Source organism: Sulfuritalea sp., from assembly GCF_017302275.1.
Taxonomy (GTDB): domain Bacteria; phylum Pseudomonadota; class Gammaproteobacteria; order Burkholderiales; family Rhodocyclaceae; genus Sulfuritalea.
On record NZ_JAFLDR010000032.1, the window covers coordinates 14,200 to 40,613 of the forward strand.

Sequence of the window (26,414 nt, forward strand, 5' to 3'; positions counted from 1 at the left end):
GCGCTGTTCTCCCGGCCCCGGTCGCCAGCGTTGGCCTTCGCCTCGCCTATTTGCCCTTGCTCCAGGAATCCTTCAGCGTCACGGCACGGTTGAACACCGGTGCGCCGGGTCTGGAATCGACGCGGTCGGCGACGAAGTAGCCGTGGCGCTCGAACTGGAAGCGTTCTTCCGCCGCGGCGTCCTTCAACGCGGCCTCGAGTTGCGCGGCGACCACCCGCTTGGATGTCGGGTTGAGGTCGGCGATGAAGTCGCGGTCGCCGCTGCCCGGCGCTTCGACCGAGAACAGCCGGTCGTAGAGGCGTATCTCGGCGGCACAGGCATGCCTGGCCGAGACCCAGTGGATGTTGCCCTTGACCTTGTAGGCGTCGGACCCGGGCGTGCCGGATTTCGAGTCGGCGAAGTAGTTGCAATGCACGGCAGTGATGTTGCCGGCATCATCGCGGTCGGCGCCGGTGCATTCGACGACGAAGCCATAGCGCAGGCGTACGCGGTTGCCCGGGAAGAGGCGGAAGTAGCCTTTGCTCGGCGCCTCCATGAAATCCTCGCGCTCGATCCACAACTCCTTCGAGAAGGGCACCGGGCGCTTGCCCCACTCTGGCTTTTGCGGGTGGTTGGGGGCGAGGCATTCCTCCTCCTGGCCCTCCGGGTAATTGTCGATGACGAGCTTCACCGGGTCGAGCACGGCGATGCGGCGCGGCGCGGTTTCGTTGAGGTGTTCGCGCTGGCATTCCTCCAGCACGCTGATGTCGATCCAGGAATCCGACTTGGTGACGCCGATCATCTCGCTGAAGGCGCGGAAGCCCTCCGCCGTGAAGCCGCGGCGGCGCGCGCCGACCAGGGTCGGCAGGCGCGGATCGTCCCAGCCATCGACGTGCTTCTCGTCCACCAGCTGGATCAGCTTGCGCTTCGAGAGCACCACATAGGACAGGTTGAGGCGGGCGAATTCGATCTGCTGCGGCAGGGGGGTATTGACGCAACCGAGTTCCGCCAGGCGCGCCAGCAGCCAGTCGTAGAACGGCCGCTGGTCCTCGAACTCCAGGGTGCAGATCGAATGCGTGATGTTCTCCAGCGCGTCCTCGATCGGGTGCGCGTAGGTGTACATCGGGTAGATGCACCAGGTGTCACCCGTATTGTGGTGCGTGGCGTGGCGGATGCGGTAGATCGCCGGGTCGCGCAGGTTGATGTTGGGCGAGTCCATGGCTATCTTCGCCCGCAGCACGTGCGTGCCGTCGGCGAATTCGCCGCCGCGCATGGCGCGGAACAGCGCCAGGTTCTCGGCCGGCATGCGCTCGCGGTAGGGCGAGTTGCGGCCGCCTGCGGTCAGCGTGCCGCGGCTGGCGCGCATTTCGTCCGCCGTCTGCGAATCGACGTAGGCGTGGCCGGCCTCGATCAGCTTTTCGGCGAACTGGTACATCCACTCGAAGTAGTCCGACGCCAGGTACTGGTTGATTTCGTCGCCGAAGCGCCATTCGAAGCCGAGCCAATGCACGGCGTCGATGATGGCATCAACATACTCCTGCTCTTCCTTTTCCGGATTGGTGTCGTCGAAGCGCAGGTGGCAGGCGCCCTGGTAGTCCAGCGCCAGGCCGAAATTCAGGCAGATCGACTTGGCATGGCCGAAATGCAGGTAGCCGTTCGGCTCCGGCGGGAAGCGGGTGCGGATTTTCGCCCCATCCACCGCGGTGCCAGCGCCAGCGCTGTGCGTCCCTTCGGGAACTTTTTGCTGTTCGGCCGGGCCGGGCTTGCCGCTCCAGCGCCGCGCGGCGTACTTGCCGGACTTGAGGTCGCCATCGATGATGTGGCGGATGAAGTTGGAGGGTTTGTTGTCCGGTTCGGCCATGATCGGCGGCAGCAGGTGGCAAAGCGGCGATTCTACCGGCAGGCGTAAAATCCAAACAATGGATTCCTTCCCCCCATCCCCCTTGGAATTGAAGGAGGCGACACCGGGTCGCGTACTGCACCCGCTCCGGTTCAATGGCTCGCTGCCTGCTTGGGGCGGCCCGGCGCAGGCAACATGAACTGGACCAGTCTTCTCGCCATCGGCGGCGGCGCAATGCTCGGGGCGTGGCTGCGCTATGTCCTCGGACTCTGGCTCAACCCGGTCTTGCCCGCCATGCCGCTGGGTACGCTGGCCGCCAACCTGGTCGGCGCCTACCTGGTCGGCGCGGCGGTCATGGCCTTCCATATCAATGTCGATCTGGCGCCGGAATTCAAGCTGTTCTTCGTCACCGGCTTCCTCGGCGCGCTGACCACCTTCTCGACCTTTTCCGCCGAAGTCGTGGCCATGATCCAGCGTGCCGACTATGGCTGGGCCCTCGGCACCGCCTCGCTGCACCTGTTCGGTTCGCTGTTGCTGACCGGGCTTGGCATTTTCACCATCCACAAGCTGGCGCAATAGTTTTGGTGCCGTCGCGCCAGCGCCGACTATTGGCCAGCCGCGCTTGATTCCGGTTCCGGAACCGGGTATTCACTCCAGCCATCCTGGCGTCGACCGGCGCAACCTCGCCCGAGCGGCCCCGTTGGTTTCGATCCGGTTTTGTCGCGAGAGTTTCCGGGCGGACGGCTATCCGCCGAGCGTGCTCAGCAGCTGTGAAAGCTCCACTGCCGAGCGCACCTGCATCTTTTCGAAGATGTGGGAGCGATGAACCTCGACGGTGCGCATTGCGATGCCCAGGTCATCGGCGATGACCTTGTTCAGCTTGCCGGCGAGGATCATCTGCATAACTTCCTGCTCGCGCTGCGTAAGTTGCTCCAGTTTTTGGCGCAGAGCGCGAATTGCGTTGGCGTGGGCGCAACGCTTCGCGTCGTGCCCGATCGCGGCCAGCACCTTGTCCACCAGGGCGTTGTCATCGTAGGGCTTTTCGATGAAATCGAAGGCGCCGTCCTTGAGTGCCTGAACGGCCATCGGCACGTCGCCGTGCCCGGTGAGGAATATTACCGGCAGGTGGCAGCCGATACCGCGCAAGCGATCGAACAGTTCGATGCCGCTCATGCCGGGCATCCGCACATCGAGCAGCAGGCAGCCGCACAGTTCGCGACTGTCCGCCGACAGGAATTCCTCCGCTGATGCCCAGGTTTGGGACTGGACACCGCGCGACTTCAGCAGCCATTGCAGCGCATCGCGTACCGCCGGATCGTCGTCGACGATATGCGTGACGGGGCTGCTCACGGCGGCGCCAGGGGTAGCAGGATGCGGAATACGGTTCCTCCTTCCGGGTTGGCCTCGAACGAGAGGCGGCCCCGGTGATTCTCAATCACCGAACGGCAAATTGCCAGCCCCATGCCAAGGCCTTCGGTCTTGGTGGTGAATAGCGGGTCAAACAACTGATCGGCCACGCCGGGATCGATTCCGCAGCCGCGATCGGCGATTGCGAGCCTGGCGTAGCCATCGGCGCAGTCGAGTGCAATGACCAGTTGCCGCTGATCGGGCGCGGTGTCGCGCATGGATTCGATCGCATTGCGCAGCAGGTTGAAGAGGGCCTGCTCCAGCAGGACCGGATCGCCCTCGACCGTCACCTGCGGGAAAAGCGCCAGCGAGACGCGGATGCCCTTTTGCCGGATCTCGCCGTCCATCAGCGCCAGCGCGGCTTCGATGCGCTGCGCAAGATGAACTTTTTCGAAGTGATTTTCGCCCGGTCGGGCGAGGCTGTAGATCCGACGGATCACCTGTCCGGCGCGGTGTGCCTGTTCCACCGCCTTGTCCAGCGCGGGCAGCACGTCGGTCGTCGGCGTCTGCTTGCGCAGCAGGTTGGCCGCCCCGGTGCAATAGCTCGATATGGCGGCCAGCGGCTGGTTCAGTTCATGCGCGATGCTCGACGCCATTTCCCCCATGGCGACCAGCCGCGCCGTGGATTGCAGGCGATCCTGCTGCTGGCGCGCGCGTTCGTCGGCGTGCTTGCGCTCGGTGATATCGACCATCGAGCCCATCCAGCCGGAGTGCCGGCCCTGGGCGTCGATCAGCGGCGCCTCGTGGATCAGCACATCGATTACGTCGCCGTTGCGGCGCTTGAACTTCAGCTCGAAGCCTTCTTCCGGGCCCTGTCCGGCGAGGACCCGGTCATGCATGGCGCGGGTTTCGTCGAGATAGTCGTCAGCCCAGTAAGGCATCGGCGGACGGCGGCCGATCAGTTCCGCCGCCGACCAGCCGACCATGCGGCAGAAGGCCGGGTTGACGTAGATGATCTCCCCGTCGAGGTTGCGTGCGCGCATCCCGGTATCGAGCGAATCCTCCATCGCCTTGCGGAATGCGTGTTCCCGCTGCAACTGCTCCTCCACGGCCTGGCGACGCAGGACGTGGCGGCGCAGGATCCAGAGGCTCCACAGCACGATCAGCGCCAGGATGACCAGGCTGACCGAGAGCAGCACGCTGGCCAGGGGCCGCGGCGCGTGATAGGGCACGGCGTGTATGCTCAGGCCCCAGCCGGGAGGATCAAAGGCGACCTGATAGCCCTCTTCGGTCACCGCGGATTCAATCTTGGAACGTGTGCCTAGCACCTTGCCGGAATCGCCGACGATGCTGATGCGATAGCGCTCGGCCAGCCACCATGGCACGCTGTCGCCGAGAAGCTCGCGGATGCGGTAGACGCCTACGACCACGCCGACGATCTTGCCCTCGCGCGAAACAGGGACGTGGACTTCGAACTGCCAGTCGTCCGTGAAGTAGGGATAGGCTTTGCTGTAGACAGGCTTGCCCAGCGAGCGCGCGAGGCGAAAGCTTTGTCGGGACGGAAGGGCTTCCCCGGCTTCGCCTACCAGACTGGGATCCATGGTGATCGGATGCGCTTGTCGCAAGCTGCCGTCGGTTCCCAGCCAGATCAGTTGCCGCAGCCCGCTTTCGAAGCCGAATACGGTACGGGCGAAGGACTCGAAGGCCCTGGCGTCGAGCGTGTGCGCCAGGTCGATGCGTCCGAGGACTTCCTGGTTGCGCGTCAGATGAAAGCGAAGATTCTGTTCCAGCCACAGGATGTCGCTGATGAGCGTCGCGCGCCTTTCCTCTTTGTCGGCGCGATCAGACATCCAGAGCAGCAGGGCGACGCCGCTGACGAACAGGACAAAGGCCAGTCGCGGCAGGATCCACAGCCAGCTCCGTCGGCTGGTGCGCTCTGGCGGTGGACTGGGCGAGTGAAGGTTCACGCCACGATATTAGCGCGGCCCGCCGCACCGGGTGGCACGTTTGCGGAAATCCACAATAGGCAGCCCAAGCGGGGACATGGAGAATTCGCCTCACCGCAGCGTGCGGAGTGGTAATCTTTCGCGCACCACAACACCAACAGGAGGATGGAACATGAAAATGCATACCATGGTTGTCGGCCTAGTTGCCGCCACGTTCTCGATGATCGCCATGGCCCAGGCCCCGATCGTCATCAAGTTCAGTCACGTGGTGGCCGCCGATACGCCCAAGGGCAAGGCCTCGGAATTTTTCGCCAAGAGGGCCGCGGAGCTGACCAAGGGCAAGGCCAAGGTCGAGGTCTATGCCAACAGTGCGTTGTATAAGGACAAGGAAGAGATGGAGGCGCTGCAACTCGGTGCCGTGCAGATGCTGGCACCATCCTTGGCAAAATTCGGCCCGCTGGGCGTCAAGGAATTCGAGGCATTCGATTTCCCCTACATCTTCGACGACACGGCCGATCTGCACAAGATCACGCAGGGACCGATAGGAGCCGGCATGCTGGCCAAGCTGGAGCCCAAGGGTATCAAGGGGCTGGCCTTCTGGGACAACGGCTTCAAGTCCTTCTCCGCCAATACACCGATCAAGGCACCGGCCGACCTCAAGGGCAAGAAGCTGCGCATCCAGTCATCGAAGGTGCTCGAAGAGCAGATTCGCTCGGTCGGCGGCCTGCCTCAGGTTATGGCCTTTTCCGAGGTCTATCAGGCACTCCAGACCGGCGTCGTCGATGGCACCGAAAATCCGATCTCGAACCTTTACACGCAGAAGATGCATGAAGTTCAGAAGCATCTGACGCTGACCAATCACGGTTACCTCGGCTACGCGGTCATCACCAACAAGAAGTTCTGGGAAGGCTTGCCCGCGGATGTTCGTGGTCAGCTGGAAGCGGCCATGAAGGAGGCTACGGCCTACGCCAACAAGATCGCGCAGGAAGAGAACGACATGTCGCTCGAAGGTGTCAAGAAGAGCGGCAAGACGACCGTCTATGTGCCGACCAAGGAAGAACGCATGGCGTTCAAGAAGGCCATGGCTCCGGTGCACGTGAAGATGGCCGACCGTGTCGGCAAGGACCTGCTCCAGTCGATCTACAAGGAAACCGGGTTCGATCCCAACAAGCTTTAAGACAGATCGGCATCAAACCGCCGGCATGCCATGCTGCCGGCGGTAGCCTCAACTCGTAGAGCATCAAGCAGGCTACCGTCAATCCCGGGGGAGCATTTCCATGAAATTTCTCGATCATCTTGAGGAGTGGTTGATCACATTCCTCATGGGCGCCGCTACGTTGATCATATTCGCCGCGGTTGTCCATCGCTATGCCGCCAGCGCCGGAATCCCCGGGGTGCAGGATTGGCTGCTGTCGCTCAACTTCAGCTGGGCGCAGGAACTCTGCATCATCATGTTCGTCTGGATGGCCAAGTTCGGCGCCGCCTACGGCGTGCGCACCGGCATCCACGTCGGCGTCGACGTGCTGATCAATCGGCTCGAAGACAGCATGCGCAGCAAGTTCATCATATTCGGCCTGGCTGCCGGCGCACTGTTTACCGGCATCGTCGGTACGCTGGGCGCTCACTTTGTCTGGGAGAACGGCGCGCACTACGCGATATTCACGACCCTGGGCATGTCGGTCGGCGACGTACCCGAAGGCCCGACCACGCCTGACCTGGAATGGCCGACGTGGATCGTGTATTCGGCGATTCCGCTCGGCAGCAGCCTGATGTGCTTCCGCTTCCTGCAGGTGTTGGTGAGCTTCATCCGTACGGGTGATCTGCCACATCACGATCATGGCCACGTCGATGGTCTCGAGGAGGAAACACCGCCGGTCGACGTCAATCCTTACGAAATGGATGACAACCTGCACATGCGGGATCTCAAGCACACCATGGTGGGCGACGACCGTCGCTCGCGGAATGTTCCGACCGACCCGGATCGGCGCAAGGAAGATCTGGGAGGACAACCGAAATGAACGCCACCATCATTTTTGTGATCCTGCTGGGATTGATGCTGACCGGCATGCCGATTTCGATTTCGCTCGGCCTCACGGTGCTCAGTTTTCTCTTCCTCTTCACCCAGGTACCTCTGGAGTCCGTTGCACTGAAGCTTTTCACCGGCATCGAGAAGTTCGAGATCATGGCGATCCCGTTCTTCATCCTCGCCGGTAACTTCCTGACCCATGGCGGGGTGGCGAAACGCATGATCCGCTTCGCTTCGTCAATGGTCGGACACTGGCATGGAGGCTTGGGCCTGTCGGGCGTGGTCGCTTGCGCCTTGTTCGCGGCGATTTCCGGTTCGTCGCCGGCAACCGTGGTGGCGATCGGCTCGATCCTGCTGCCGGCGATGGTCAAGGCGGGGTTCCCGAACAAGTTCGGCGCCGGCGTGATCACCACCTCGGGCGCGCTGGGAATCCTGATCCCGCCGTCCATCGTCATGGTGATGTACTCGGTGGCGACCAATACTTCGGTCGGTGCCCTTTTCATGGCCGGCGTGGTGCCTGGCATAGGCCTGGCCATGGTTCTCGGCGGGGTAACTTACTACCGGGCGCGCAAGTTCGACTATCCGCGGTTGCCCAAGGCCACTTTTCCCGAGAAACTCAAGGCCTTCAAAGAGTCTGCCTGGGGCCTGCTGCTGATCGTGATCGTGATGGGCGGCATCTATTCGGGCATGTTTACGCCGACAGAGGCGGCGGCCATGAGCGCGGTGTATGCCTTCTATGTGGCCGTGTTTGTGTATAAAGATCTCGGCCCGAAGGATGTGCCGCGAGTGCTGCTCAATTCGGCAAACATGTCGGCGATGCTGCTCTACATCATTACCAACGCCGTGCTGTTCTCCTTCATCATGACCAACGAGAACATCCCGCAGGCGCTGGCGGACTGGATGCTGGGCCACGGCCTGGGCATGATCACCTTCCTGCTTGCCTGCAACATCATCCTGCTCTTGGCCGGCAACTTCATGGAACCGTCATCGATCGTGCTGATCTTTGCGCCCATCCTTTTCCCGGTGGCGGTCAAGCTGGGCATCGATCCGGTACATTTCGGCATCATCATGGTAGTCAACATGGAAGTCGGCATGTGCCATCCGCCGGTGGGCCTCAATCTTTATGTAGCCTCGGGTATCACCAAGATGGGCATCACCGAGCTGACGGTTGCGGTCTGGCCCTGGCTGCTTTCGATGCTGGGATTCCTGGTCGTGGTGACTTACTGGCCCGGCCTGTCGATCTGGTTCCCGAAGTATCTGGGCATGATGTAGCAATCCGACTGCCTCGGCGACAAGGGCCCGGCATTACCGGGCCCTTGTCTTTTCTGCGTCCGGCGGGCCGTCATGCCCGAAAATGGGCAGGAAACTGAGATAAAATATCAAGTTAGGTTTTTTGCGCAATTTATTCTTGTAGTTCAACCTGTTCTGGAGAAAGTAATGGCTGTCGAGCGTACCCTGTCGATCATCAAACCCGATGCAGTTGCAAAGAACGTGATCGGCAAGATCTATTCCCGATTCGAGACCAACGGTCTCAAGATCGCCGCATCCCGCATGATTCACCTTTCGCGCAAGGATGCCGAGGGTTTCTATGCCGTGCACAAGGACCGTCCCTTCTTCAAGGACCTGGTCGAGTTCATGATTTCCGGCCCCGTGATGGTTCAGGTGCTCGAAGGCGAGGGCGCCATTGCCAAGAATCGCGAACTGATGGGCGCCACCGACCCGAAGAAGGCGGCTCCCGGCACCATCCGCGCCGACTTCGCCGACAGCATCGACGCCAATGCCGTGCATGGCTCGGATGCGCCGGAAACCGCCGCGGTCGAGATCGCCTACTTCTTCCCGGCGCTGAACGTCTACTCGCGCTAAGCAGAAATGAGCGTCAACCTCCTCGATTTCGATGCAGAAGGCCTGAGCGCCTGGTTCGCACGGCAGGGCGAGAAGCCCTTCCGCGCGCGCCAGGTGCTGCGCTGGATCCATCAACGCGGGGAGGGCGATTTCAATGCAATGACCGACATTGCCAGGTCGCTGCGCGAGAAGCTCCTGGCCTCGGCCGCCGTGTCGCCGGCGCCGACTGTCAGCGACAAGCTGTCTGAAGACGGCACGCGCAAGTTCCTGTTCGATGTCGGCAATCGCAACGCGGTGGAAACCGTGTTCATTCCCGAGGATGACCGCGGCACGCTGTGTGTTTCCTCGCAGGCGGGCTGTGCGCTGGAATGCGCGTTCTGCTCCACCGGGCGCCAGGGCTTCAACCGGAATCTGACCACGGCCGAAATCATCGGCCAACTGTGGCAGGCCAATCGCGCCCTGGGGTTTGCCCCCGGGGGCGAACGCATCATCAGCAACGTGGTGCTGATGGGCATGGGCGAACCCCTGGCCAACTTCGACAACCTGGTGCCCGCCCTGCGCCTGATGCTGGACGACAACGCCTACGGCCTGTCGCGGCGGCGCGTCACGGTGTCCACCTCGGGTATCGTGCCGACCATGGACAGGCTGGCCGAGGCCTGCCCGGTGGCGCTCGCCGTTTCGCTGCACGCGCCGACCGACGGCCTGCGCAACAGGCTCGTCCCGATCAACCGCAAATATCCGCTGGCTGAGCTCATGGCGGCGTGCCGGCGCTACCTGGTCCATGCGCCGCGCGATTTCATCACCTTCGAGTACGTGATGCTCGACGGGGTCAATGACAGCGACGCCGATGCCCGCGCGCTGCTGCACCTGGTGCGCGACGTACCCTGCAAGTTCAACCTGATCCCCTTCAACCCGTTCCAAGATTCCGGTTTCCGTCGTTCCCCGGCGGAACGGGTGCGGCGCTTCGCCACCCTGCTCATCGATGCCGGCATCGTTACCACGATCCGCAAGACGCGCGGCGACGACATCGATGCCGCTTGCGGACAGCTGGCGGGACGGGTGCAGGACAAGTCGCGGCGTGTGGTTCGTCTTGCCGCTTCGGCCAGCGTGACGGCTGGCAGCCTTGCTGGAGTTGAACTGCACCCATGAACAATACGATCCTGGTTCTTTCGATGGCGTTCCTGCTGGCGGCCTGCACCACGTCCGGGTCCGGTTCCGGCGAGGGCGCGCAGCAGGCGGTCTCGGCACAGCCCGCGGCCAGCGAACAGCAGCAACGGGCCAGGGTCCATGTCGAACTGGGCTCCCTCTACCTGCTCGACGGACGCTTTGCGATTGCGCTCGAGGAGGCGCGCATCGCGCTCGCGGCCGATTCCGGCTATGCGCCGGCCTACAACCTGCTGGGCCTTACCCACATGGGGATGAACGAGCCCGGACTGGCCGACGAAAATTTTCGGAAAGCCCTCGGTCTGGCTCCCGGCGATCCGGAAATCAACAACAACTACGGCTGGTTCCTTTGCCACAATGGTCGAGAAAAGGATTCGATCGGCTATTTCACGGCGGCGGCAAAGAACCCGCTGTATCCGACGCCGACCAAGCCCTACACCAACGCCGGAATCTGTTCCCTGCGCATGAAGGACGACAAGGCCGCCGAGGATTACCTGCTGTTGGCGCTGCGTTTGTCGCCGACCAATACGCAGGCTCTGTACTGGCTGGCGGACATCGCCTATCGCAAGGGCCGCCTTGCGGAAGCCCGCCAGTGGGCGACCGATATCGAAAGAATGATGGAACCGACGGCCGAGCTCGTTTGGCTGGCCTTGCGCATCGAGCGCAAGCTTGGCAATCGGGATACGGAAGCGCGCTACGCATCGCAATTGCGCCGCCGCTTTCCCGGGTCGCCGGAACAGCGCCTGATGAACCAGGGGCAGTATGACTGAGGCACCAGTGACGGAATCCGCCGTACCCGAAGCGGAACAACCCGGCGCGACGCCCGCCGACAATTCGGCCGAACCGGCGCTGTCGAACACGCCGGGCGCGGTCTTGCATCGCGCGCGGGAAGAGCGCGGCCAGTCGATTTCCGACGTGGTGCAGGTAATCCGGTTCAGCGCACGCCAGATCGAGGCGCTGGAGCGCGACGACTACGCCGCCTTGCCGGGTCCCACCGCTGTTCGCGGGCTGGTGCGCAACTACGCGAAGTTCCTCAAGCTCGATCCGACTCCACTGCTAGCCCAGCTCGATCCGGCGGTACCGATTCCGGAATCCGACGTCCGTCCGCCCGCCAACATGGGGGAGGCCGAGGATTCGACCCTTGTCGAGAAAAGCTCCGCCAGCCTGCCGGCCATCGTCGCGGTACTTGTGCTCCTTGCCTTGGGAGCCTATTGGTTTCTCGTCATGTCCGGTTCCGACGAGCCGCCGGGCACGTCCGCCGTCTCCGGCATCGTGGCGCCGGCAACGAATCCGCCGACCTCGCCGCCCGTGGCTCCCGTGGTCGTGCCGACGCCGCCGACGACCGTCGAGGGCGCGCCGGTCGTCGCGCCACCGGCGGGCGGACTGCGCGTTGAATTCGACGACCGGTCCTGGGTCGAAATACGCGACGCGACGCAAAAGATCGTATTTGTCGGCGAGTACCCGGCCGGAACCCGGCAGGACGTCGACGGCAAGGCGCCGTTCCAGATCTGGATAGGCAAGGCATCCGGCGTGCGACTGTTCATGGGTGAGCGCAGCATCGACCTCAAGCCGCATACCCGCGAAGAAGTCGCGCGGTTTACACTCGAATGAGCGGCGTTTCCCGGGGCTTGGCGGCGCGGCGGAGCAGTCGCCGCGTCATGGTGGCGAAAGTCAGCGTTGGTGGTACGGCGCCCGCATCACCGGTGGTCATCCAGTCCATGACCAATACCGACACCGAAGATGTATTCACGACGTCCATGCAGGTGGCGCAACTGGCGCGCGCCGGGTCCGAACTGGTGCGCATCACCGTCAACACACGCGAAGCCGCCGCCGCCGTGCCGAAGATTCGCGACCGACTGGCGCAGATGAACGTCGACGTGCCGCTGATCGGAGACTTCCATTTCAACGGGCACAAGCTCCTCGCCGAGCATCCGGCATGTGCCGAGGCGCTGGCCAAGCTGCGCATCAATCCGGGCAATGTCGGCAAAGGGGCGCGGCGCGACGAGCAGTTCGCGCAATTGATCGAGATCGCCTGCAGGTACGACAAGCCGATTCGCATCGGGGTGAACTGGGGCAGCCTCGACCAGGCGCTGCTGGCCCGCATCATGGACGAAAACGCCACGCGTGCGGAGCCCAAGGATGCGACCGAGATCATGCGCGAAGCGATGGTGACCTCCGCCCTGGAATCGGCGGCCCAGGCCGAAGCACTGGGCCTGCCCGGCGACCAAATCATCCTGTCATGCAAAGTCTCCGGCGTGCAGGACCTGATCGCGATCTATCGCGAACTCGCGCGGCGCTGCGACTACCCACTGCATCTGGGCCTGACCGAGGCCGGCATGGGCAGCAAGGGCATCGTCGCGTCGACCGCGGCGCTGGGCGTGCTGCTGCAGGAAGGCATCGGAGATACCATCCGCGTGTCGCTCACCCCCGAGCCCAACGGCGACCGCACCCGGGAAGTGATCGTCGCCCAGGAGATCCTGCAGACCATGGGCCTGCGCGCATTCACTCCGCTGGTGGCGGCCTGCCCCGGTTGCGGACGCACCACCAGCACGGTGTTCCAGGAGCTGGCGCAGGATATCCAGAACTACGTGCGCGAGCGCATGCCGGAATGGCGCCTCGCCCGGGTCGGCGTCGAGAACATGACGCTGGCCGTGATGGGCTGCGTGGTGAACGGTCCCGGAGAAAGCAAGCACGCCAGCATCGGCATCTCGCTGCCCGGTACCGGCGAGGCGCCCGTGGCTCCGGTATATGTCGATGGCGAACGTGTCGTCACGCTGCGCGGCGAGAACATCGCCGCGGAGTTCCGTCAGATCGTTGACGACTACGTTTCGAGAAAGTATCCGGAAAGAGCGAGTCACTGATCGCGATTGGCGCAGTACCAACGCGCCTGCCGAAATAGACAAAACATGAGCCAGACATTGCAAGCCATCCGCGGCATGAACGACATCCTGCCGGTCGAAGCCGAACTCTGGGAGCAGTTCGAGGAGGCCGTGCGCGACTGGCTGCGTGCCTACGGCTACCGTCCGATACGCATGCCGATGGTCGAACCGACACCGCTGTTCGCCCGCGCCATCGGCGCGGTGACCGACATCGTCGAGAAGGAGATGTACTCCTTCGAGGACGCCCTGAACGGCGAGAGCCTGACCCTGCGCCCGGAGGGCACGGCGTCCTGCGTGCGCGCGGTGCTGCAGCACAACCTGCTTTACGACGGACCCAAGCGCCTCTGGTACATGGGCCCGATGTTCCGCCACGAACGGCCACAGAAGGGCCGTTACCGGCAGTTCCACCAGGTCGGTGTCGAGGCGCTGGGGTTTCCCGGACCCGACATCGATGCCGAGCAGATCGCCATGTGCGCACGCCTCTGGGACGACCTCGGGCTCGAGGGCATCCGCCTTGAAATCAACTCGCTCGGCCAGAGCGACGAGCGCGCGCGGCATCGCGCCGACCTGCAGGCCTATCTCGAAGGGCATCGCGAGCAGCTCGACGCCGATGCCCAGCGCCGCCTGCACAGCAATCCGTTGCGCATCCTGGATACCAAGAATCCTGCGCTGCAGGGTATGGTCGAGGCAGCGCCGAAGCTGATCGATTATCTCGGCGAGGAGTCCCTCAAGCATTTCGAAGGCGTGCAGCAGTTGCTCAAGGATGCGGTGATTCCGTACCGGATCAACCCGCGCCTGGTGCGCGGCTTGGACTACTACAACCTGACCGTGTTCGAGTGGGTGACGGACCAGCTCGGGGCGCAGGGTACCGTGTGCGCCGGAGGCCGCTACGACGGACTGGTCGCACAGCTGGGTGGCAAGCCCCAGCCTGCCTGCGGTTTCGCCATGGGCGTCGAGCGCCTGCTGGCGCTGTGGCAGGATCAGGGGCACCGTCATGAAGTGCCGGCGCCCGACGCGTATCTTGTTCATCAGGGCGAGGCCGCCGGACGATTTGCCTTTCGCATCGCCGAAGCACTGCGCAGCGGCGGATTCACCATCCACCTGCATTGCGGCGGCGGCAGCTTCAAGTCGCAGATGAAAAAGGCCGACGCCTCTGGCGCGCAGCTTGCGCTGATAGTCGGCGATGACGAGACGGCCGCAAACGAGATAAGCGTGAAACCCCTGAGGTCGGATGCCGATCATCCGGCGGCGCAGGTACGCGTGAGTTTTGACCAACTGGCCGATCATCTCGGCGATATTCTTTTTCCCATGGAAGACGACAATGGCAGCCTATGACCTGGAAGAACAGGAACAGCTCGACGAGCTGAAGACCTGGTGGAAGATGTACGGCAACCTGGTGACCGGGTTCCTGCTCGTCGTGGCGCTGGCCATGGCCGGCTGGCAGGGCTGGAACTGGTGGCAGCGCCAGCAGGCCGTCGAGGCGTCGGCGGTGTTCGCCAACTTGCAGGCCGCCGCGATGCAGCGCGACGCAAAGCGCGTCCGCGAACTGGCCGGAGAACTGGTCGACAAGTACTCCGTGACGGCTTATGCCGGCATGGGCGCATTGCTCGCGGCGCGGGTTCAGGTGGATACTGGCGATGCGCGCAATGCCCGCGTGCAGCTTGCGTGGGCGGCTGAAAACGCCAAGGACCCGGGTTTGCGCGAGTTGGCCCGGCTACGCCTGGCGACACTGCTGCTCGACGAAAAGTCCTACGATGAAGCGATGAAGCAGCTTGCAGCGGAACCGGCGGCGCCGTTCGCGCCGCGGTTCGCGGAACTGCGCGGCGACATCCTTGCCGCCCAGGGGAAAGCCGCCGAGGCGCGGGACGCCTATGACTCCGCGCTGACCAAGCTCGCGGCGCTGGCCAAGGACGACGAAGCCAGCCAACGCGCCGGCTACAAGGATGTGCTCGAAGCCAAACGCGACGCGCTCGGGGCGGCCAAGTGAGGCTGCCCGCCATGAGGTTTTCCCTGCTTGTCGCTGGCGCGTTTGCCCTGGGCGCCTGCTCGAGCGTGGAGAAGCTCAACCCCTTTGCTTCCAGCGGGCCCAAGGTGAAGCCGGCCGAACTGGCAGCGATCCAGGCCAGTGCCGAACTCAAGGGCTTGTGGCAGGCCGGTGTCGGCAGCGCCGGCGAATTCACCTTCTCGCCCGCGGTGGTTGGCGAGAGCGTCTATGCAGCGGCGCGCGATGGCTCGGTGGCGCGTTTCGACGCCGGCCGCCAGGTCTGGCGCATCGCGGCCGGGCAGGCCATCTCCGGCGGCGTCGGCAGCGACGGCAAGCTGGTGGTGGTGGGAACGCCCAAGGGGGAGGTGCTGGCCTTCGAGGCGGCCACGGGCCGCGAAGCATGGAAGGCACGGGTTAGCTCCGAGGTGCTGGCGGCGCCGGCGGTGGCGGAAGGACTGGCCATCGTTCGTTCCGGGGATTCGCGCATCTTCGGCTTCGATGTAGTGGATGGCAAACGGCGCTGGGTGTACCAGCGCAGTACGCCGCCCTTGTCGCTGCGTTCGAACGTCGGCGTGCTTCCCGCCGGAAAGTTCACGCTGGCCGGCTTCCCGGGCGGCAAACTGGTGGCGATCGCCAACAACAATGGTGCGGCGGTATGGGAGGTCACGGTGGCCCTGCCCAAGGGTGCCACCGAACTGGAGCGTGTGGCCGATATCACCAGTGCGCCGGTGGTCAGCGGCAGCACCGTTTGCGCTGCGGCCTTCCAGGGGCGGGTCGCATGTTTCGACAGCAATACCGGCAACACGCTCTGGTCGCGTGAAATGTCGTCCAGCGCCGGCGTCGACATCGACGACCGCCGTGTCTATGTGGTGGATGACAAGGGCGGCGTGCATGCGCTGGATCGCAACAGCGGGGCAAGCGTCTGGAAGCAGGACAAGCTCGCGCTGCGCGGGCTTACGCGTCCGCTGGCACTGGATGGCCGTGTCGCCGTCGCCGACTATCAGGGTGTGGTACACCTGCTGCGCGGTGACGATGGCGCGTTCGCCGCCCGTGCCAGCACTGATGGCAGCGCGGTGCGCGCCGCCCCGGTCCGCTTCGCTGGCGGATTGCTGGTGCAGACCGCGAACGGCGGCCTGCATGTGCTTGAAGTCCGCTGATTTCGTGCGCATTCGTCGCACGCACAATGCCGTGGTTGGCGGTACGGGATGAAGCCGACGCTGGTGATCGTCGGCCGCCCGAACGTCGGCAAGTCGACCCTGTTCAACCGCCTGACACGCTCGCGTGATGCGCTGGTCGCCGATCAGCCGGGATTGACCCGCGATCGTCATTACGGTCACGGGCGCCTCGGCAGCAAGCCCTACCTCGTGGTCGATACAGGAGGCTTCGAGCCGCAGGCCAAGGAAGGCATCGTCCATGAAATGGCGCGCCAGGCGGAGGCGGCGATCGCCGAGGCCGACGTGCTGGTCTTCGTGGTGGATGTGCGTACCGGCCTGGCGCCGCAGGATCGGGTCATCGCCGAACTGCTGCGCCGCAGCGGGCGCCCGGTGCTGCTCGCGGCGAACAAGGGCGAAGGAATGGATCGCGCCGTGGTTGCAGCCGAATTCTACGAACTCGGCTGCGGCGCCCCCTGTGTCATATCCTCGGCCCACGGCGAGGGCGTGCGCGAGCTGGTCGAACTGGCGCTGGCGCCGTTTCCGGGCGAGAGCGAAGCCGAAGACGCGACGGCCGGCCCCCGTGTTGCCATCGCCGGACGGCCCAACGTCGGCAAGAGCACGCTGGTCAATACGCTGCTCGGCGAAGAGCGGGTGATCGCCTTCGACATGCCCGGCACCACGCGCGATGCGATCGAGGTTCCCTTCGAACGCAATGGCCGTGCCTACACCCTGATCGACACGGCGGGCTTGCGGCGCAAGGGCCGGGTGTTCGAGACCATCGAGAAGTTTTCGGTGATCAAGACCCTGCAGGCGGTGGAGGAGGCCAACGTGGTGGTGCTGATGGTCGATGCCACCCAGGAAATCTCCGACCAGGACGCGCACATCGCCGGGTTCGCGATCGATGCCGGGCGGGCGCTGGTCGTTGCCGTCAACAAGTGGGATGTGGTGGACGACTACCGGCGCGAGCAGATCAAGCAGGACGTGGCGCGCAAGCTGAACTTCCTCGGTTTCGCCCGGGTTCATCACATCTCGGCGCTCAAAGGTCAGGGCATTGCTGGCGTCCTGACCTCGGTCGACAAGGCGTACGCCGCGGCCATGGCCAAATTGTCTACGCCCAAGCTGACGCGGGTGCTGATCGCCGCCCAGGAAAAACAGGCGCCGCCGCGCCATGGCGCGTTTCGTCCCAAATTGCGCTATGCCCACCAGGGCGGCAGCAATCCACCCGTAATCGTCATCCACGGCAATGCGCTCGAACACATTCCCACGTCCTACACCCGCTATCTGGAACGTTATTTCCTCGAGGCGTTCAAACTGCAGGGCACTCCATTGCGCATCCAGTACAAGACCAGCAAGAATCCTTTTTCACAAGAGGGGCGGCCGGTCAAACCGAAACTTCGGCGCGAAAAGTGAAAGTCGGCGCGGGTGGCACGGCACCGCAAAATCGATTACAGTAATTCACTCAAAAAACCAACAATCCCCAAAGGATCACCACCATGAGCAATAAAGGGCAAATGCTACAAGACCCGTTTTTGAACACATTGCGTCGCGAGCACGTTCCGGTTTCCATTTACCTGGTCAACGGGATCAAGCTGCAGGGGCAGATCGAATCCTTCGATCAGTATGTCGTTCTACTCAAGAATACGGTGACGCAGATGGTTTACAAGCATGCGATCTCGACTGTCGTCCCCGGACGGCCGGTGAGTTTCGCCCAGGAAGCCGACACCGATTGACGATTCAGCGCGGATTCCGGCGATTGCCATGAGGCGATTGCCCTGATGTTCGAACGTCCCGCCAGTGGCGAGAATGCGGTACTGGTACAACTTGACTTTGGCGAAGGCGACTATGAAGAGCGCCTCTCGGAGTTCCGCCTGCTGGTCGGAAGTGCCCGTGCGCGGGCGCTGGGGGTTATTTCCGGCAGGCGCGCAAGGCCCGACCCGGCGCTGTATGCCGGCAAGGGCAAGGTCGAGGAAATCGCCGCGGCGGTCCGCCTGCATATTGCCGACGTCGTGGTCTTCAACCACGAATTGTCGCCGGCGCAGCAGCGCAATCTCGAGCAGGCACTGGAATGCCGCGTCGTCGATCGCAGCAGCCTGATCCTCGATATCTTCGCGTTGCGCGCGAGGAGCCACGAAGGCAAGTTGCAGGTCGAGCTTGCCCAGTTGCAGTTTCTGGCGACGCGCCTGGTCCGTGGCTGGACCCACCTGGAGCGGCAGAAGGGCGGCATCGGATTGCGCGGCCCCGGGGAAAAGCAGCTGGAAACCGACCGCCGCCTGCTCGGCAAGCGCGTCGCGCTGCTCAAGGATCGGCTGAAACAATTGGAGCGGCAGCGCGCGGTCCGACGACGCGGACGCACGCGCGGCGAAGTGTTGGCGGTCTCCCTGGTCGGCTACACCAACGCCGGGAAAAGCACCTTGTTCAACGCGCTCACCAAAGCCGGGGCCTATGCCGCCGATCAGCTTTTCGCCACCCTGGACACGACCTCGCGCCGCTTGTTCGTGGCCGATTCCTGCCCGATGGTGTTGTCTGATACCGTTGGCTTCATCCGCGATTTGCCGCACGCCCTGGTAGCGTCCTTTCATGCCACCCTCGAAGAGACCGCGCAGGCCGATTTGCTGCTGCACGTTGTCGATTCCTCCAGCCCCGACCGCGACCAGCAGATCCACGCCGTGGCTGAAGTGCTGAAGGAAATCGGGGCACTCGATGTGCCGCAGATCGTGGTCTGGAACAAGACCGACCTGACCGCCGCCAGTCCCGGGGTCGAGCGGGACGACTGTGGTAAGATTTCGACCGTTCGACTCAGCGCCCACAGTGGAGCTGGAATACCGCTGCTGCGGGAGGCCCTCGCCGAATTTGCGGGACCGCTTGGCGAGTTCCGCGTTATTGCGGCCTGATGACATTCGCAATCCATCCCTAATCCTTCCTTTCCTGAACAAACACAACGTGATCGCCGGAATCCTCATGTCTCTCAACGACCACGGCTGGGGTAATCAACCCGGTGGCGGCAAGCGCGGCGGCGGCAACCAAGGCCCTCCCGACCTCGAAGAACTCTGGCGCGATTTCAATCGGCGCCTGTCGGGCCTGTTTGGCAGGAAGGCCGGCGGGGGCGGTGATGGCGGCGGTGATGGGGGAAGTCGGATGCCTTCGATCAGCCCCCGTCAGTTCGGCGGTGGCATCGGTGTCATCGTGATGCTGGTGGTTGCGATCTGGCTGGGCAGCAGCTTCTACATCGTCGATGCCTCTCAGCGCGGCGTGGTGTTGCAGTTCGGCCGCTTCAAGGAAGCCACCGAGCCGGGCTTGCGCTGGCGCCTGCCGTGGCCGATCCAGACCCACGAGATCGTCAATGTCACCGGCGTGCGCACGGTGGAAATCGGCTATCGGGGTTCGGACAAGAACAAGGTGCTCAAGGAAGCGCTGATGCTGACCGACGACGAGAACATCGTCAACGTGCAGTTTGCCGTGCAGTACCTGCTGTCGGATCCGCAGGCCTACCTGTTCAACAACCGCCATCCTGATGATACTGTCATGCAGGCGGCGGAGACCGCGATCCGCGAAGTGGTCGGCAAGAGCAAGATGGACTTCGTGCTCTACGAGGGGCGTGACCAGATTGCCGCCAATACGCAGAAGCTGATCCAGGACATCCTCGATCGTTACAAGACCGGTATCCTGGTTCGCTCGGTCAATATGCAGAGCACCCAGCCGCCGGAGCAGGTACAGGCCGCGTTCGATGATGCGGTCAAGGCAGGGCAGGATCGCGAGCGGCAGAAGAACGAAGGACAGGCCTATGCCAACGACGTGATCCCGCGCGCGCGGGGTGCCGCCTCGCGGCTGATGGAGGAGGCTACTGGATATCGGCAACGCATCATCGTCACTGCCGAGGGCGATGCATCCCGATTCAAGCAGATCCTGACGGAATACAGCAAGGCACCTGAAGTGACGCGCAGTCGCATGTATCTGGAAACCGTGCAGCAGGTCTACGCCAATACCAGCAAGGTGATGCTGGACTCCAAGGGTCCTGGCAATCTGCTCTACCTTCCCCTCGACAAGCTGATGCAGGCTGCTGGTGCTGCAGTTGCCACGCCGGTAGCCGTCGAAACAGCTGTACCTCGAGTAGTGCCCGGCGTTGCGACCGCCACGCCCGATGCTCCGCCGCAGACCGAGCGCACCGCGCCGGGCGACGCGCGCGCGCGCGGAAACCTGGGCTCTCGCGAGCGGGGAGAACGTTGATGCAGCGCCACTTGTCTTTCGTTGCGTCATTCATCTTCGGCCTTCTGGCGCTGTTCGCGATGACGATATTCACGGTCGATCAGCGACAGTTCGCAATCATTTTCCAGCTCGGAGAAATAAAGGAAGTCGTTTCCGAGCCGGGACTTGCATTCAAGTGGCCGCTGATTCAGAACGTGAGGATTTTCGACAAGCGCATCCTGACAATGGATAGCCCCGAGCCAGAGCGCTTCCTGACCGCCGAGAAAAAGCCGGTGCTGGTGGACTCTTTTGTCAAATGGCGCATCCACGATGTCAAGCAGTACTACGTTTCGGTCGGCGGCGATGAAACCCTGGCCAGGACCCGACTCTCGCAGACTGTCAATGCCGGGTTGCGCGAAGAGTTCGGCCGGCGCACAGTGCATGACGTGGTCTCCGGCGCGCGCGACGACATCATGGTCGTGGTAAAGAAGAAAGCCGATGCCGACATGCGTGCTATCGGTGTGGAAATCGTGGACGTTCGCTTGAAGCGTGTCGATTTGCCGCCGGAAGTCTCCGAGTCGGTTTATCGGCGCATGGAAACCGAGCGCAAGCGCGTGGCCAGCGAGTTGCGCGCCGAAGGTGCCGCGGAGGCGGAAAAGATTCGCGCAAATGCCGACCGGCAACGCGAGGTGATCCTGGCCGAGGCCTATCGCGATGCGCAGAAGATCAAGGGTGAGGGCGATGCCAAGGGTGCGGCGATCTATGGTCGTGCGTTCGGCGAGAACCCCGAGTTCTATGCCTTCTATCGCAGCCTCGAAGCCTATCGCGGCAGTTTCCGGAGCAAGAGCGACCTCATGGTTCTCGAACCCAATTCCGAGTTCTTCAAGTACCTGAAGAACAGCGGCAAGGGCAAGTGATCCCTTCGGTTCCGGGTTGCGATGCTCAATCTTCTGTTGCTGGCGTTCGCCCTGATGCTTGTAATCGAGGGACTCATGCCATTCCTCGCGCCACGCGCCTGGCGCGAAATGTTCCGGCGGGTTACCGAGTTGAGCGACGGGCAGATCCGCTTCATCGGCCTGACGTCGATGCTGGTCGGCGTCGTTCTGCTCACCATCTTTCGTTGATCCATGGCGAATCGGCGCTGGCTCCTGCCTGAGGCGATCGAAGACGCGCTGCCAGACGATGCGGCGCGCATCGAAGCGCTGCGACGCTGTTTGCTCGACGAGTTTTCCCGGCATGGCTACGAGTTCGTCATTCCTCCGCTGCTCGAGTATGTCGAATCCCTGCTGACCGGCAGCAGCCACGATCTCGACCTGCGCACGTTCAAACTTGTGGACCAACTGTCCGGTCGCAGCATGGGCGTGCGGGCCGACATCACGCCGCAGGTGACGCGCATCGACGCCCACTTGCTGAATCGAGGTGGCGTGGCACGACTTTGCTATTGCGGCAGCACGCTGCATACCCTGCCGGGCGGCTTCAACGCAACGCGCGAACCCCTGCAGATCGGGGCAGAACTCTACGGTCATGAAGGGCTGGAGGCGGACATCGAGGTAATCCGCGTCCTGGCCGCGGCACTCGGACTCTGCAACATCGCCGCATCGCGAATCGACCTTGGCCATGTCGCGGTATTTCGCGCCTTGGCCAGACATGCCGGACTGGCGCCGCAGGTCGAGGAGGATCTGTTCGACGCATTGCAGGGCAAGGACCTGCCGACGGTGCGCGAACTCGTCACGGGCGTATCAGGCCCCTTGCGCGAGGCATTTCTGGCATTGCCGGGACTCTATGGCGACCGCGATGTGCTGGACCAGGCAGAGAAGATCTTGCCGAACCTGCCCGAGATTTCCCAGGCTCTGTCCGATCTGCGCCGACTGGCGGACGCGCTTGCGGACTTGCCCCTGAGTTTTGACCTGGCCGATCTGCGCGGCTACGACTACCACAGCGGCGTCGTGTTCGCGGCATATTGCAGTGGCAATCCCGGGGCGCTCGCTCTCGGTGGCCGCTACGACAATTTTGGCAAGGCGTTCGGTCGGGCGCGGCCGGCCACGGGCTTTTCCATGGACTTGCGCGAGCTGGCGCGACTGGCGCCGCACGACCAAGGCCGCGCAGCGATTCTTGCGCCTTGGCCGGAGGATGATGCGCTGCAGGCCGAGGCCTTGCGCTTGCGGGCCCAAGGGGAGCGCGTGGTGCTGGCCCTGCCGGGGCACGAAGGCACATGGCACGAGGCCGGCTGCGACCGGATTCTGGTGCGCAGCGGCGACAACTGGATTATTGAATTCCTGAAGGAAGATTGAAATGGCGAAGAACGTCGTAGTGGTGGGCACCCAGTGGGGTGACGAAGGCAAGGGCAAGATCGTCGATTGGCTGACGGATCACGCGCAGGCCGTGGTGCGCTTCCAGGGCGGACACAATGCGGGCCATACCCTGGTCATCGGCGGCAAGAAGACGGTGCTGCACCTGGTGCCGTCCGGCATTCTGCGCGACGGCGTCACCTGCTACATCGGCAACGGTGTCGTGTTGTCCCCCGAAGCCCTGACCAAGGAACTCGATGAGCTCAAGGCGGCGGGCGTGGATGCCGACGCGCGCCTGCGAATTTCCGAGGCATGCACGCTCATTCTTCCCTATCACCAGGCGCTCGACATGGCGCGCGAGGCGGCCAAGGGAGCGAAGAAGATCGGCACCACCGGACGCGGGATCGGGCCGGCCTACGAGGATAAGGTCGCGCGGCGCGGCCTGCGCGTGCAGGATCTGCTGCGACCGAAGCGCTTCGCCGAAAAGCTCGCGGAAGTCCTCGATTACCACAACTTCACGCTGAAAAATTACCTTGGTGCCGATCCTGTCGATTTCCAGCAGGTCTTTGACGGCGCGATGGCCCTGGCGCCGCGGCTGACGCGAATGATCGCGGACGTGCCGCGTTCGCTCTATGAGGCGCACAAGGGTGGCGCGAACATTTTGTTCGAGGGCGCGCAAGGTACCCTGCTCGACATCGACCATGGTACTTATCCCTATGTCACCTCTTCGAATTGCGTTGCCGGCGGTGCGTCCACAGGTGCCGGCGTCGGGCCGGGAATGCTTCACTATGTCCTTGGCATTACCAAGGCCTATACCACGCGCGTCGGCAGCGGTCCGTTTCCCACGGAGCTCTACGATGCGCTCGACAAGCAGGATCCGGTGGGCAAGCACATGGCGACCAAGGGCCATGAGTTTGGCGCCACCACCGGCCGTGCACGCCGTTGCGGATGGTTCGACGCGGCGGCCCTGAAGCGCGCGATACAGATCAACGGTGTTTCCGGCCTGTGCGTGATGAAGCTCGATGTGCTGGACGGCATCGAGGAAATGAAGCTGTGCACCGGCTACAAGCTTGACGGCCAATTCACTGACATCCTGCCCGTGGGTGCGGACGATCTGGAGCGCTGCGAGCCGGTCTACGAGTCGATGCCCGGCTGGAACGAGAGCACGGTGGGCGTGAAGTCCTTCGACGGCCTGCCGAAGACCGCACAGGACTACATCAAGCGCATGGAAGCACTGTGCGGGGTGCCGATCGACATGATTTCGACCGGACCGGACCGGGAGGAGACCATCGTGTTGAGGCATCCGTTTCTTTGAGCAGACGGCAGAAAAAGCCAAGGGCCGTTGGGAAAAACCCGGCGGCCCTTGCTTTTTTCGTCATCGCATCACATGCTTGGTGCCCAGGAAGGGACTCGAACCCCCACGCCTCGCAGCGCTAGTACCTGAAACTAGTGCGTCTACCAATTCCGCCACCTGGGCAGGCGCGAAACGAGGCGCGAATTCTAAAGGAAATACCCAGATTGTCAAACAAGCCGCATAAGCCCGCAGCACTTTCCAAAATGCGTCGCGCCGACCCCCAGTTCGAGCGCGAAAAGGCCAAGTACGAGCATCCCTTGCCAAGTCGCGAGTACATCCTGCAGACGCTGAATGCCCAGGGCGCGCCGCTGGAATTCGAGCGCCTCGCCGGGCTGCTCGACATCCAGGCCTACGAGCTGGAGCCATTCCAGCGCCGGTTGGGAGCCATGGCGCGCGAGGCGCAGCTGATGCAGAACCGCCGTGGCGACTGGCTGATTCCGGACAAGGCTGACCTGGTGCGCGGGCGCGTGACCGGGCATCCGGACGGCTTCGGCTTCCTGACGCCGGAGGATGGCGGTACCGACCTGTTCCTTGCCGCCAAGGAAATGGACAAGGTGCTGCATGGCGACAAGGTCATAGCGCGCGTCATCGGCGTCGATCGCAAGGGCCGCCCCGAAGGCAAGATCGTCGACGTCACCGAGCGCGCCAACCGCTTCGTGGTCGGGCGGGTGATCGAAGAGCATGGCGTGCGTTTTGTCGCCGCCGAGAACAAGCGCATCAGCCAGGACATCCTGCTGGCACCGCCTGAGAAGGGCGCCCGCAAGCTGCTCAAGGCGCAAGCGGGCCAGGTGGTGATGATCGAACTGATCGAGCAACCGAGCAAGCATGGACAGCCCATCGGCCGCTTGGTCGAGGTGCTGGGGAACTATGCCGACCCCGGCATGGAAATCGAGATCGCGCTGCGCAAGCATGAACTGCCCTATGAGTTCTCGAGCGCCGCGCTGGCGGAAGCGAAGAAGCTGCCCGATGCGGTACGCAAATCGGACTGGAAGGGCCGTGAAGACGTCACCGGCCTGCCGCTGGTGACCATTGACAGCGAGACGGCGCGGGACTTCGACGATGCCGTGTATTGCCAGCGCAAGGGCAAGGGTTTCCGCCTGGTCGTGGCGATCGCCGATGTATCGCACTACGTGACCGCGGGTGGCGCGCTGGATGGCGACGCCTACGCACGTGGCAACTCGGTGTACTTTCCGCGGCGCGTGATCCCGATGCTGCCAGAGAGGATTTCCAATGGCCTGTGTTCGCTGAATCCGCAGGTCGAGCGCCTGTGCATGGTGTGTGACATGGAGATCGCCGGCAACGGCGCGATCCGGCGCTACCGTTTTTATCCCGCGGTGATGTTCTCCCACGCGCGACTGACCTATACCGAAGTGGCGGCCGCGCTCTACGAGAACGATGCCGCGGCGCGCGAGCGCCTGGCGCCGCTGCTGCCGCATCTCGAGGCGCTGGACGCACTCTACCGGCAGTTGGCGAAGGAGCGCGTCAAGCGCGGTGCGATCGATTTTGAAACTACGGAAACGCGTATGGTTTTCGATGACCGCGGCAAGATCGAGCGCATCGAGCCCTACGAGCGCAACGAAGCGCACAAGCTGATCGAAGAGTGCATGCTGGCCGCCAACGTTTGCGCCTCGGAGTTTCTGCGCGAGCGTGGACATCCGTCGCTCTACCGCATCCATGAAGGCCCGACGCCGGAGCGATTGACGAAGTTGCGGGATTTCCTTGCCACCTTCGGTTTCCAGTTGGCCGGCGGTGATGCGCCCAAGGCGCAGGACTATGCAAAACTGCTGGAAGAGATCGGCCAGCGCCCGGACCGGCAGCTATTGCAGACCGTGATGCTGCGATCCTTGCGCCAGGCCATCTACAGCCCGGACAACGTCGGCCACTTCGGCCTGGCCTATGAGAGCTACACCCATTTCACTTCGCCCATCCGCCGTTATCCGGATCTGCTGGTGCATCGGGCCATAAAGTCGGCGCTGGCGGTACGGCGCTTCGAGCCGGCGGGAGGAGCAAATGCGTGGGAGGACATCGGCCTGCACTGCTCCATGACCGAGCGCCGCGCCGACGACGCGACGCGCGACGTCGAGGCGTGGCTCAAGTGCTTCTACATGAAGGACCGCGTCGGCGAGATCTTCGAAGGCAGCATTTCATCGGTGGTGCCCTTCGGCATCTTCGTCGCCCTGGACGGCGTATTTGTCGAAGGTCTGGTCCATGTTTCCGACCTTGGGCAGGACTATTTTCACTTCGAAGAGAAATCGCACGCCATGGTCGGGGAACGCACAGGCAAGCGCTTCCGCTTGTCCGATCGGGTACGCGTGCAGCTGACCCGGGTCGACATGGAGGCGAACAAGATCGACTTTTGCCTTGCTGATGCCGAACCGGCGCGGCGCAAGGCAAAACATTGACAAAGGCACTGTCCGCTGCGCAAACTG

At 63.3% G+C, this 26,414-nt stretch carries 24 protein-coding genes and 1 tRNA gene; 21 read left to right on the forward strand and 4 right to left on the reverse strand.

Annotated features, from left to right (window positions below):
* Positions 1–46: 46 nt before the first annotated feature.
* Complete coding sequence (locus J0M27_RS15715; protein ID WP_294993690.1) at positions 47–1,840, reverse strand: glutamine--tRNA ligase/YqeY domain fusion protein; 1,794 nt, start codon at positions 1,838–1,840, stop codon at positions 47–49.
* Between the two features lie 174 nt (positions 1,841–2,014).
* On the opposite strand from J0M27_RS15715, the gene crcB reads away from it, so the two are divergent.
* Positions 2,015–2,398, forward strand: coding sequence for a fluoride efflux transporter CrcB (crcB, locus tag J0M27_RS15720; protein WP_294993692.1), 384 nt, complete (start codon positions 2,015–2,017; stop codon positions 2,396–2,398).
* 165 nt (positions 2,399–2,563) lie between these two features.
* On the opposite strand, the gene J0M27_RS15725 is transcribed toward crcB, so the two are convergent.
* Positions 2,564–3,169 (reverse strand): response regulator, encoded by a 606-nt coding sequence (locus tag J0M27_RS15725; protein WP_294993695.1) that lies wholly within the window; start codon positions 3,167–3,169, stop codon positions 2,564–2,566.
* Positions 3,166–5,133, reverse strand: a complete 1,968-nt coding sequence (locus J0M27_RS15730) for a PAS domain S-box protein (protein ID WP_294993697.1) — start codon at positions 5,131–5,133, stop codon at positions 3,166–3,168. Before J0M27_RS15730 ends, J0M27_RS15725 begins: the two co-directional genes overlap by 4 nt.
* 151 nt (positions 5,134–5,284) lie before the next feature.
* On the opposite strand from J0M27_RS15730, the gene J0M27_RS15735 reads away from it, so the two are divergent.
* The 19 genes from J0M27_RS15735 to J0M27_RS15825 all read left to right on the forward strand — a co-directional run bounded on the left by J0M27_RS15735 (position 5,285) and on the right by J0M27_RS15825 (position 23,946).
* Positions 5,285–6,289, forward strand: coding sequence for a TRAP transporter substrate-binding protein (locus tag J0M27_RS15735; RefSeq protein WP_294993700.1), 1,005 nt, complete (start codon positions 5,285–5,287; stop codon positions 6,287–6,289).
* A 100-nt stretch (positions 6,290–6,389) separates the two neighbouring features.
* The gene (locus J0M27_RS15740) at positions 6,390–7,130 is read left to right on the forward strand and encodes a TRAP transporter small permease (protein ID WP_294993703.1); all 741 of its coding nucleotides are present in this window, start codon (positions 6,390–6,392) and stop codon (positions 7,128–7,130) included.
* Positions 7,127–8,410: a TRAP transporter large permease subunit gene (locus J0M27_RS15745; RefSeq protein ID WP_294993706.1), complete on the forward strand. Its 1,284-nt coding sequence runs from the start codon at positions 7,127–7,129 to the stop codon at positions 8,408–8,410. Before J0M27_RS15740 ends, J0M27_RS15745 begins: the two co-directional genes overlap by 4 nt.
* A 165-nt stretch (positions 8,411–8,575) precedes the next feature.
* Positions 8,576–9,001 (forward strand): nucleoside-diphosphate kinase, encoded by a 426-nt coding sequence (gene ndk / locus J0M27_RS15750; RefSeq protein ID WP_294993709.1) that lies wholly within the window; start codon positions 8,576–8,578, stop codon positions 8,999–9,001.
* A 6-nt stretch (positions 9,002–9,007) separates the two neighbouring features.
* Positions 9,008–10,129, forward strand: a complete 1,122-nt coding sequence (gene rlmN / locus J0M27_RS15755) for a 23S rRNA (adenine(2503)-C(2))-methyltransferase RlmN (RefSeq protein ID WP_294993712.1) — start codon at positions 9,008–9,010, stop codon at positions 10,127–10,129.
* The gene (pilW, locus tag J0M27_RS15760; RefSeq protein WP_294993714.1) at positions 10,126–10,914 is read left to right on the forward strand and encodes a type IV pilus biogenesis/stability protein PilW; all 789 of its coding nucleotides are present in this window, start codon (positions 10,126–10,128) and stop codon (positions 10,912–10,914) included. The genes rlmN and pilW overlap by 4 nt, the downstream gene beginning before the upstream one ends.
* The gene (locus J0M27_RS15765) at positions 10,907–11,755 is read left to right on the forward strand and encodes a helix-turn-helix domain-containing protein (RefSeq protein WP_294993717.1); all 849 of its coding nucleotides are present in this window, start codon (positions 10,907–10,909) and stop codon (positions 11,753–11,755) included. Before pilW ends, J0M27_RS15765 begins: the two co-directional genes overlap by 8 nt.
* Positions 11,752–13,005 carry a flavodoxin-dependent (E)-4-hydroxy-3-methylbut-2-enyl-diphosphate synthase gene (gene ispG, locus J0M27_RS15770; RefSeq protein WP_294993719.1) on the forward strand — a complete coding sequence of 418 codons (1,254 nt, stop codon included), beginning with the start codon at positions 11,752–11,754 and terminating at the stop codon, positions 13,003–13,005. The genes J0M27_RS15765 and ispG overlap by 4 nt, the downstream gene beginning before the upstream one ends.
* Positions 13,006–13,050: 45 nt before the next feature.
* Positions 13,051–14,358, forward strand: coding sequence for a histidine--tRNA ligase (gene hisS, locus J0M27_RS15775; protein WP_294993722.1), 1,308 nt, complete (start codon positions 13,051–13,053; stop codon positions 14,356–14,358).
* Positions 14,345–15,010, forward strand: coding sequence for a tetratricopeptide repeat protein (locus J0M27_RS15780; protein WP_294993725.1), 666 nt, complete (start codon positions 14,345–14,347; stop codon positions 15,008–15,010). The genes hisS and J0M27_RS15780 overlap by 14 nt, the downstream gene beginning before the upstream one ends.
* 11 nt (positions 15,011–15,021) lie before the next feature.
* A complete protein-coding gene (gene bamB, locus J0M27_RS15785; protein ID WP_294993728.1) occupies positions 15,022–16,164 on the forward strand; it encodes an outer membrane protein assembly factor BamB in 1,143 nt (380 codons plus the stop codon).
* 48 nt (positions 16,165–16,212) lie between these two features.
* Complete coding sequence (gene der, locus J0M27_RS15790) at positions 16,213–17,571, forward strand: ribosome biogenesis GTPase Der (RefSeq protein ID WP_294993731.1); 1,359 nt, start codon at positions 16,213–16,215, stop codon at positions 17,569–17,571.
* 83 nt (positions 17,572–17,654) lie between these two features.
* Entirely contained in the window at positions 17,655–17,891 is a 237-nt protein-coding gene (gene hfq / locus J0M27_RS15795; protein ID WP_294993734.1) for an RNA chaperone Hfq, read from the forward strand.
* Between the two features lie 45 nt (positions 17,892–17,936).
* Entirely contained in the window at positions 17,937–19,052 is a 1,116-nt protein-coding gene (gene hflX / locus J0M27_RS15800; RefSeq protein ID WP_294993737.1) for a ribosome rescue GTPase HflX, read from the forward strand.
* A 67-nt stretch (positions 19,053–19,119) separates the two neighbouring features.
* Positions 19,120–20,385 (forward strand): FtsH protease activity modulator HflK, encoded by a 1,266-nt coding sequence (gene hflK, locus J0M27_RS15805; RefSeq protein ID WP_294993740.1) that lies wholly within the window; start codon positions 19,120–19,122, stop codon positions 20,383–20,385.
* Positions 20,386–20,444: 59 nt separating this feature from the next.
* Positions 20,445–21,260, forward strand: a complete 816-nt coding sequence (gene hflC, locus J0M27_RS15810; RefSeq protein ID WP_294993777.1) for a protease modulator HflC — start codon at positions 20,445–20,447, stop codon at positions 21,258–21,260.
* A gap of 21 nt (positions 21,261–21,281) precedes the next feature.
* Positions 21,282–21,467 carry a DUF2065 domain-containing protein gene (locus J0M27_RS15815; protein ID WP_294993743.1) on the forward strand — a complete coding sequence of 62 codons (186 nt, stop codon included), beginning with the start codon at positions 21,282–21,284 and terminating at the stop codon, positions 21,465–21,467.
* 3 nt (positions 21,468–21,470) lie between these two features.
* Entirely contained in the window at positions 21,471–22,634 is a 1,164-nt protein-coding gene (locus J0M27_RS15820) for an ATP phosphoribosyltransferase regulatory subunit (RefSeq protein ID WP_294993745.1), read from the forward strand.
* Position 22,635: 1 nt separating this feature from the next.
* Positions 22,636–23,946, forward strand: a complete 1,311-nt coding sequence (locus J0M27_RS15825) for an adenylosuccinate synthase (RefSeq protein WP_294993748.1) — start codon at positions 22,636–22,638, stop codon at positions 23,944–23,946.
* 77 nt (positions 23,947–24,023) lie between these two features.
* Here J0M27_RS15825 and J0M27_RS15830 read toward each other — a convergent pair.
* Positions 24,024–24,108: transfer RNA gene (locus J0M27_RS15830), tRNA-Leu, on the reverse strand.
* A gap of 80 nt (positions 24,109–24,188) precedes the next feature.
* Here J0M27_RS15830 and rnr point away from each other — a divergent pair.
* The gene (gene rnr / locus J0M27_RS15835) at positions 24,189–26,387 is read left to right on the forward strand and encodes a ribonuclease R (RefSeq protein ID WP_294993751.1); all 2,199 of its coding nucleotides are present in this window, start codon (positions 24,189–24,191) and stop codon (positions 26,385–26,387) included.
* The last annotated feature ends 27 nt before the right edge of the window (positions 26,388–26,414 follow it).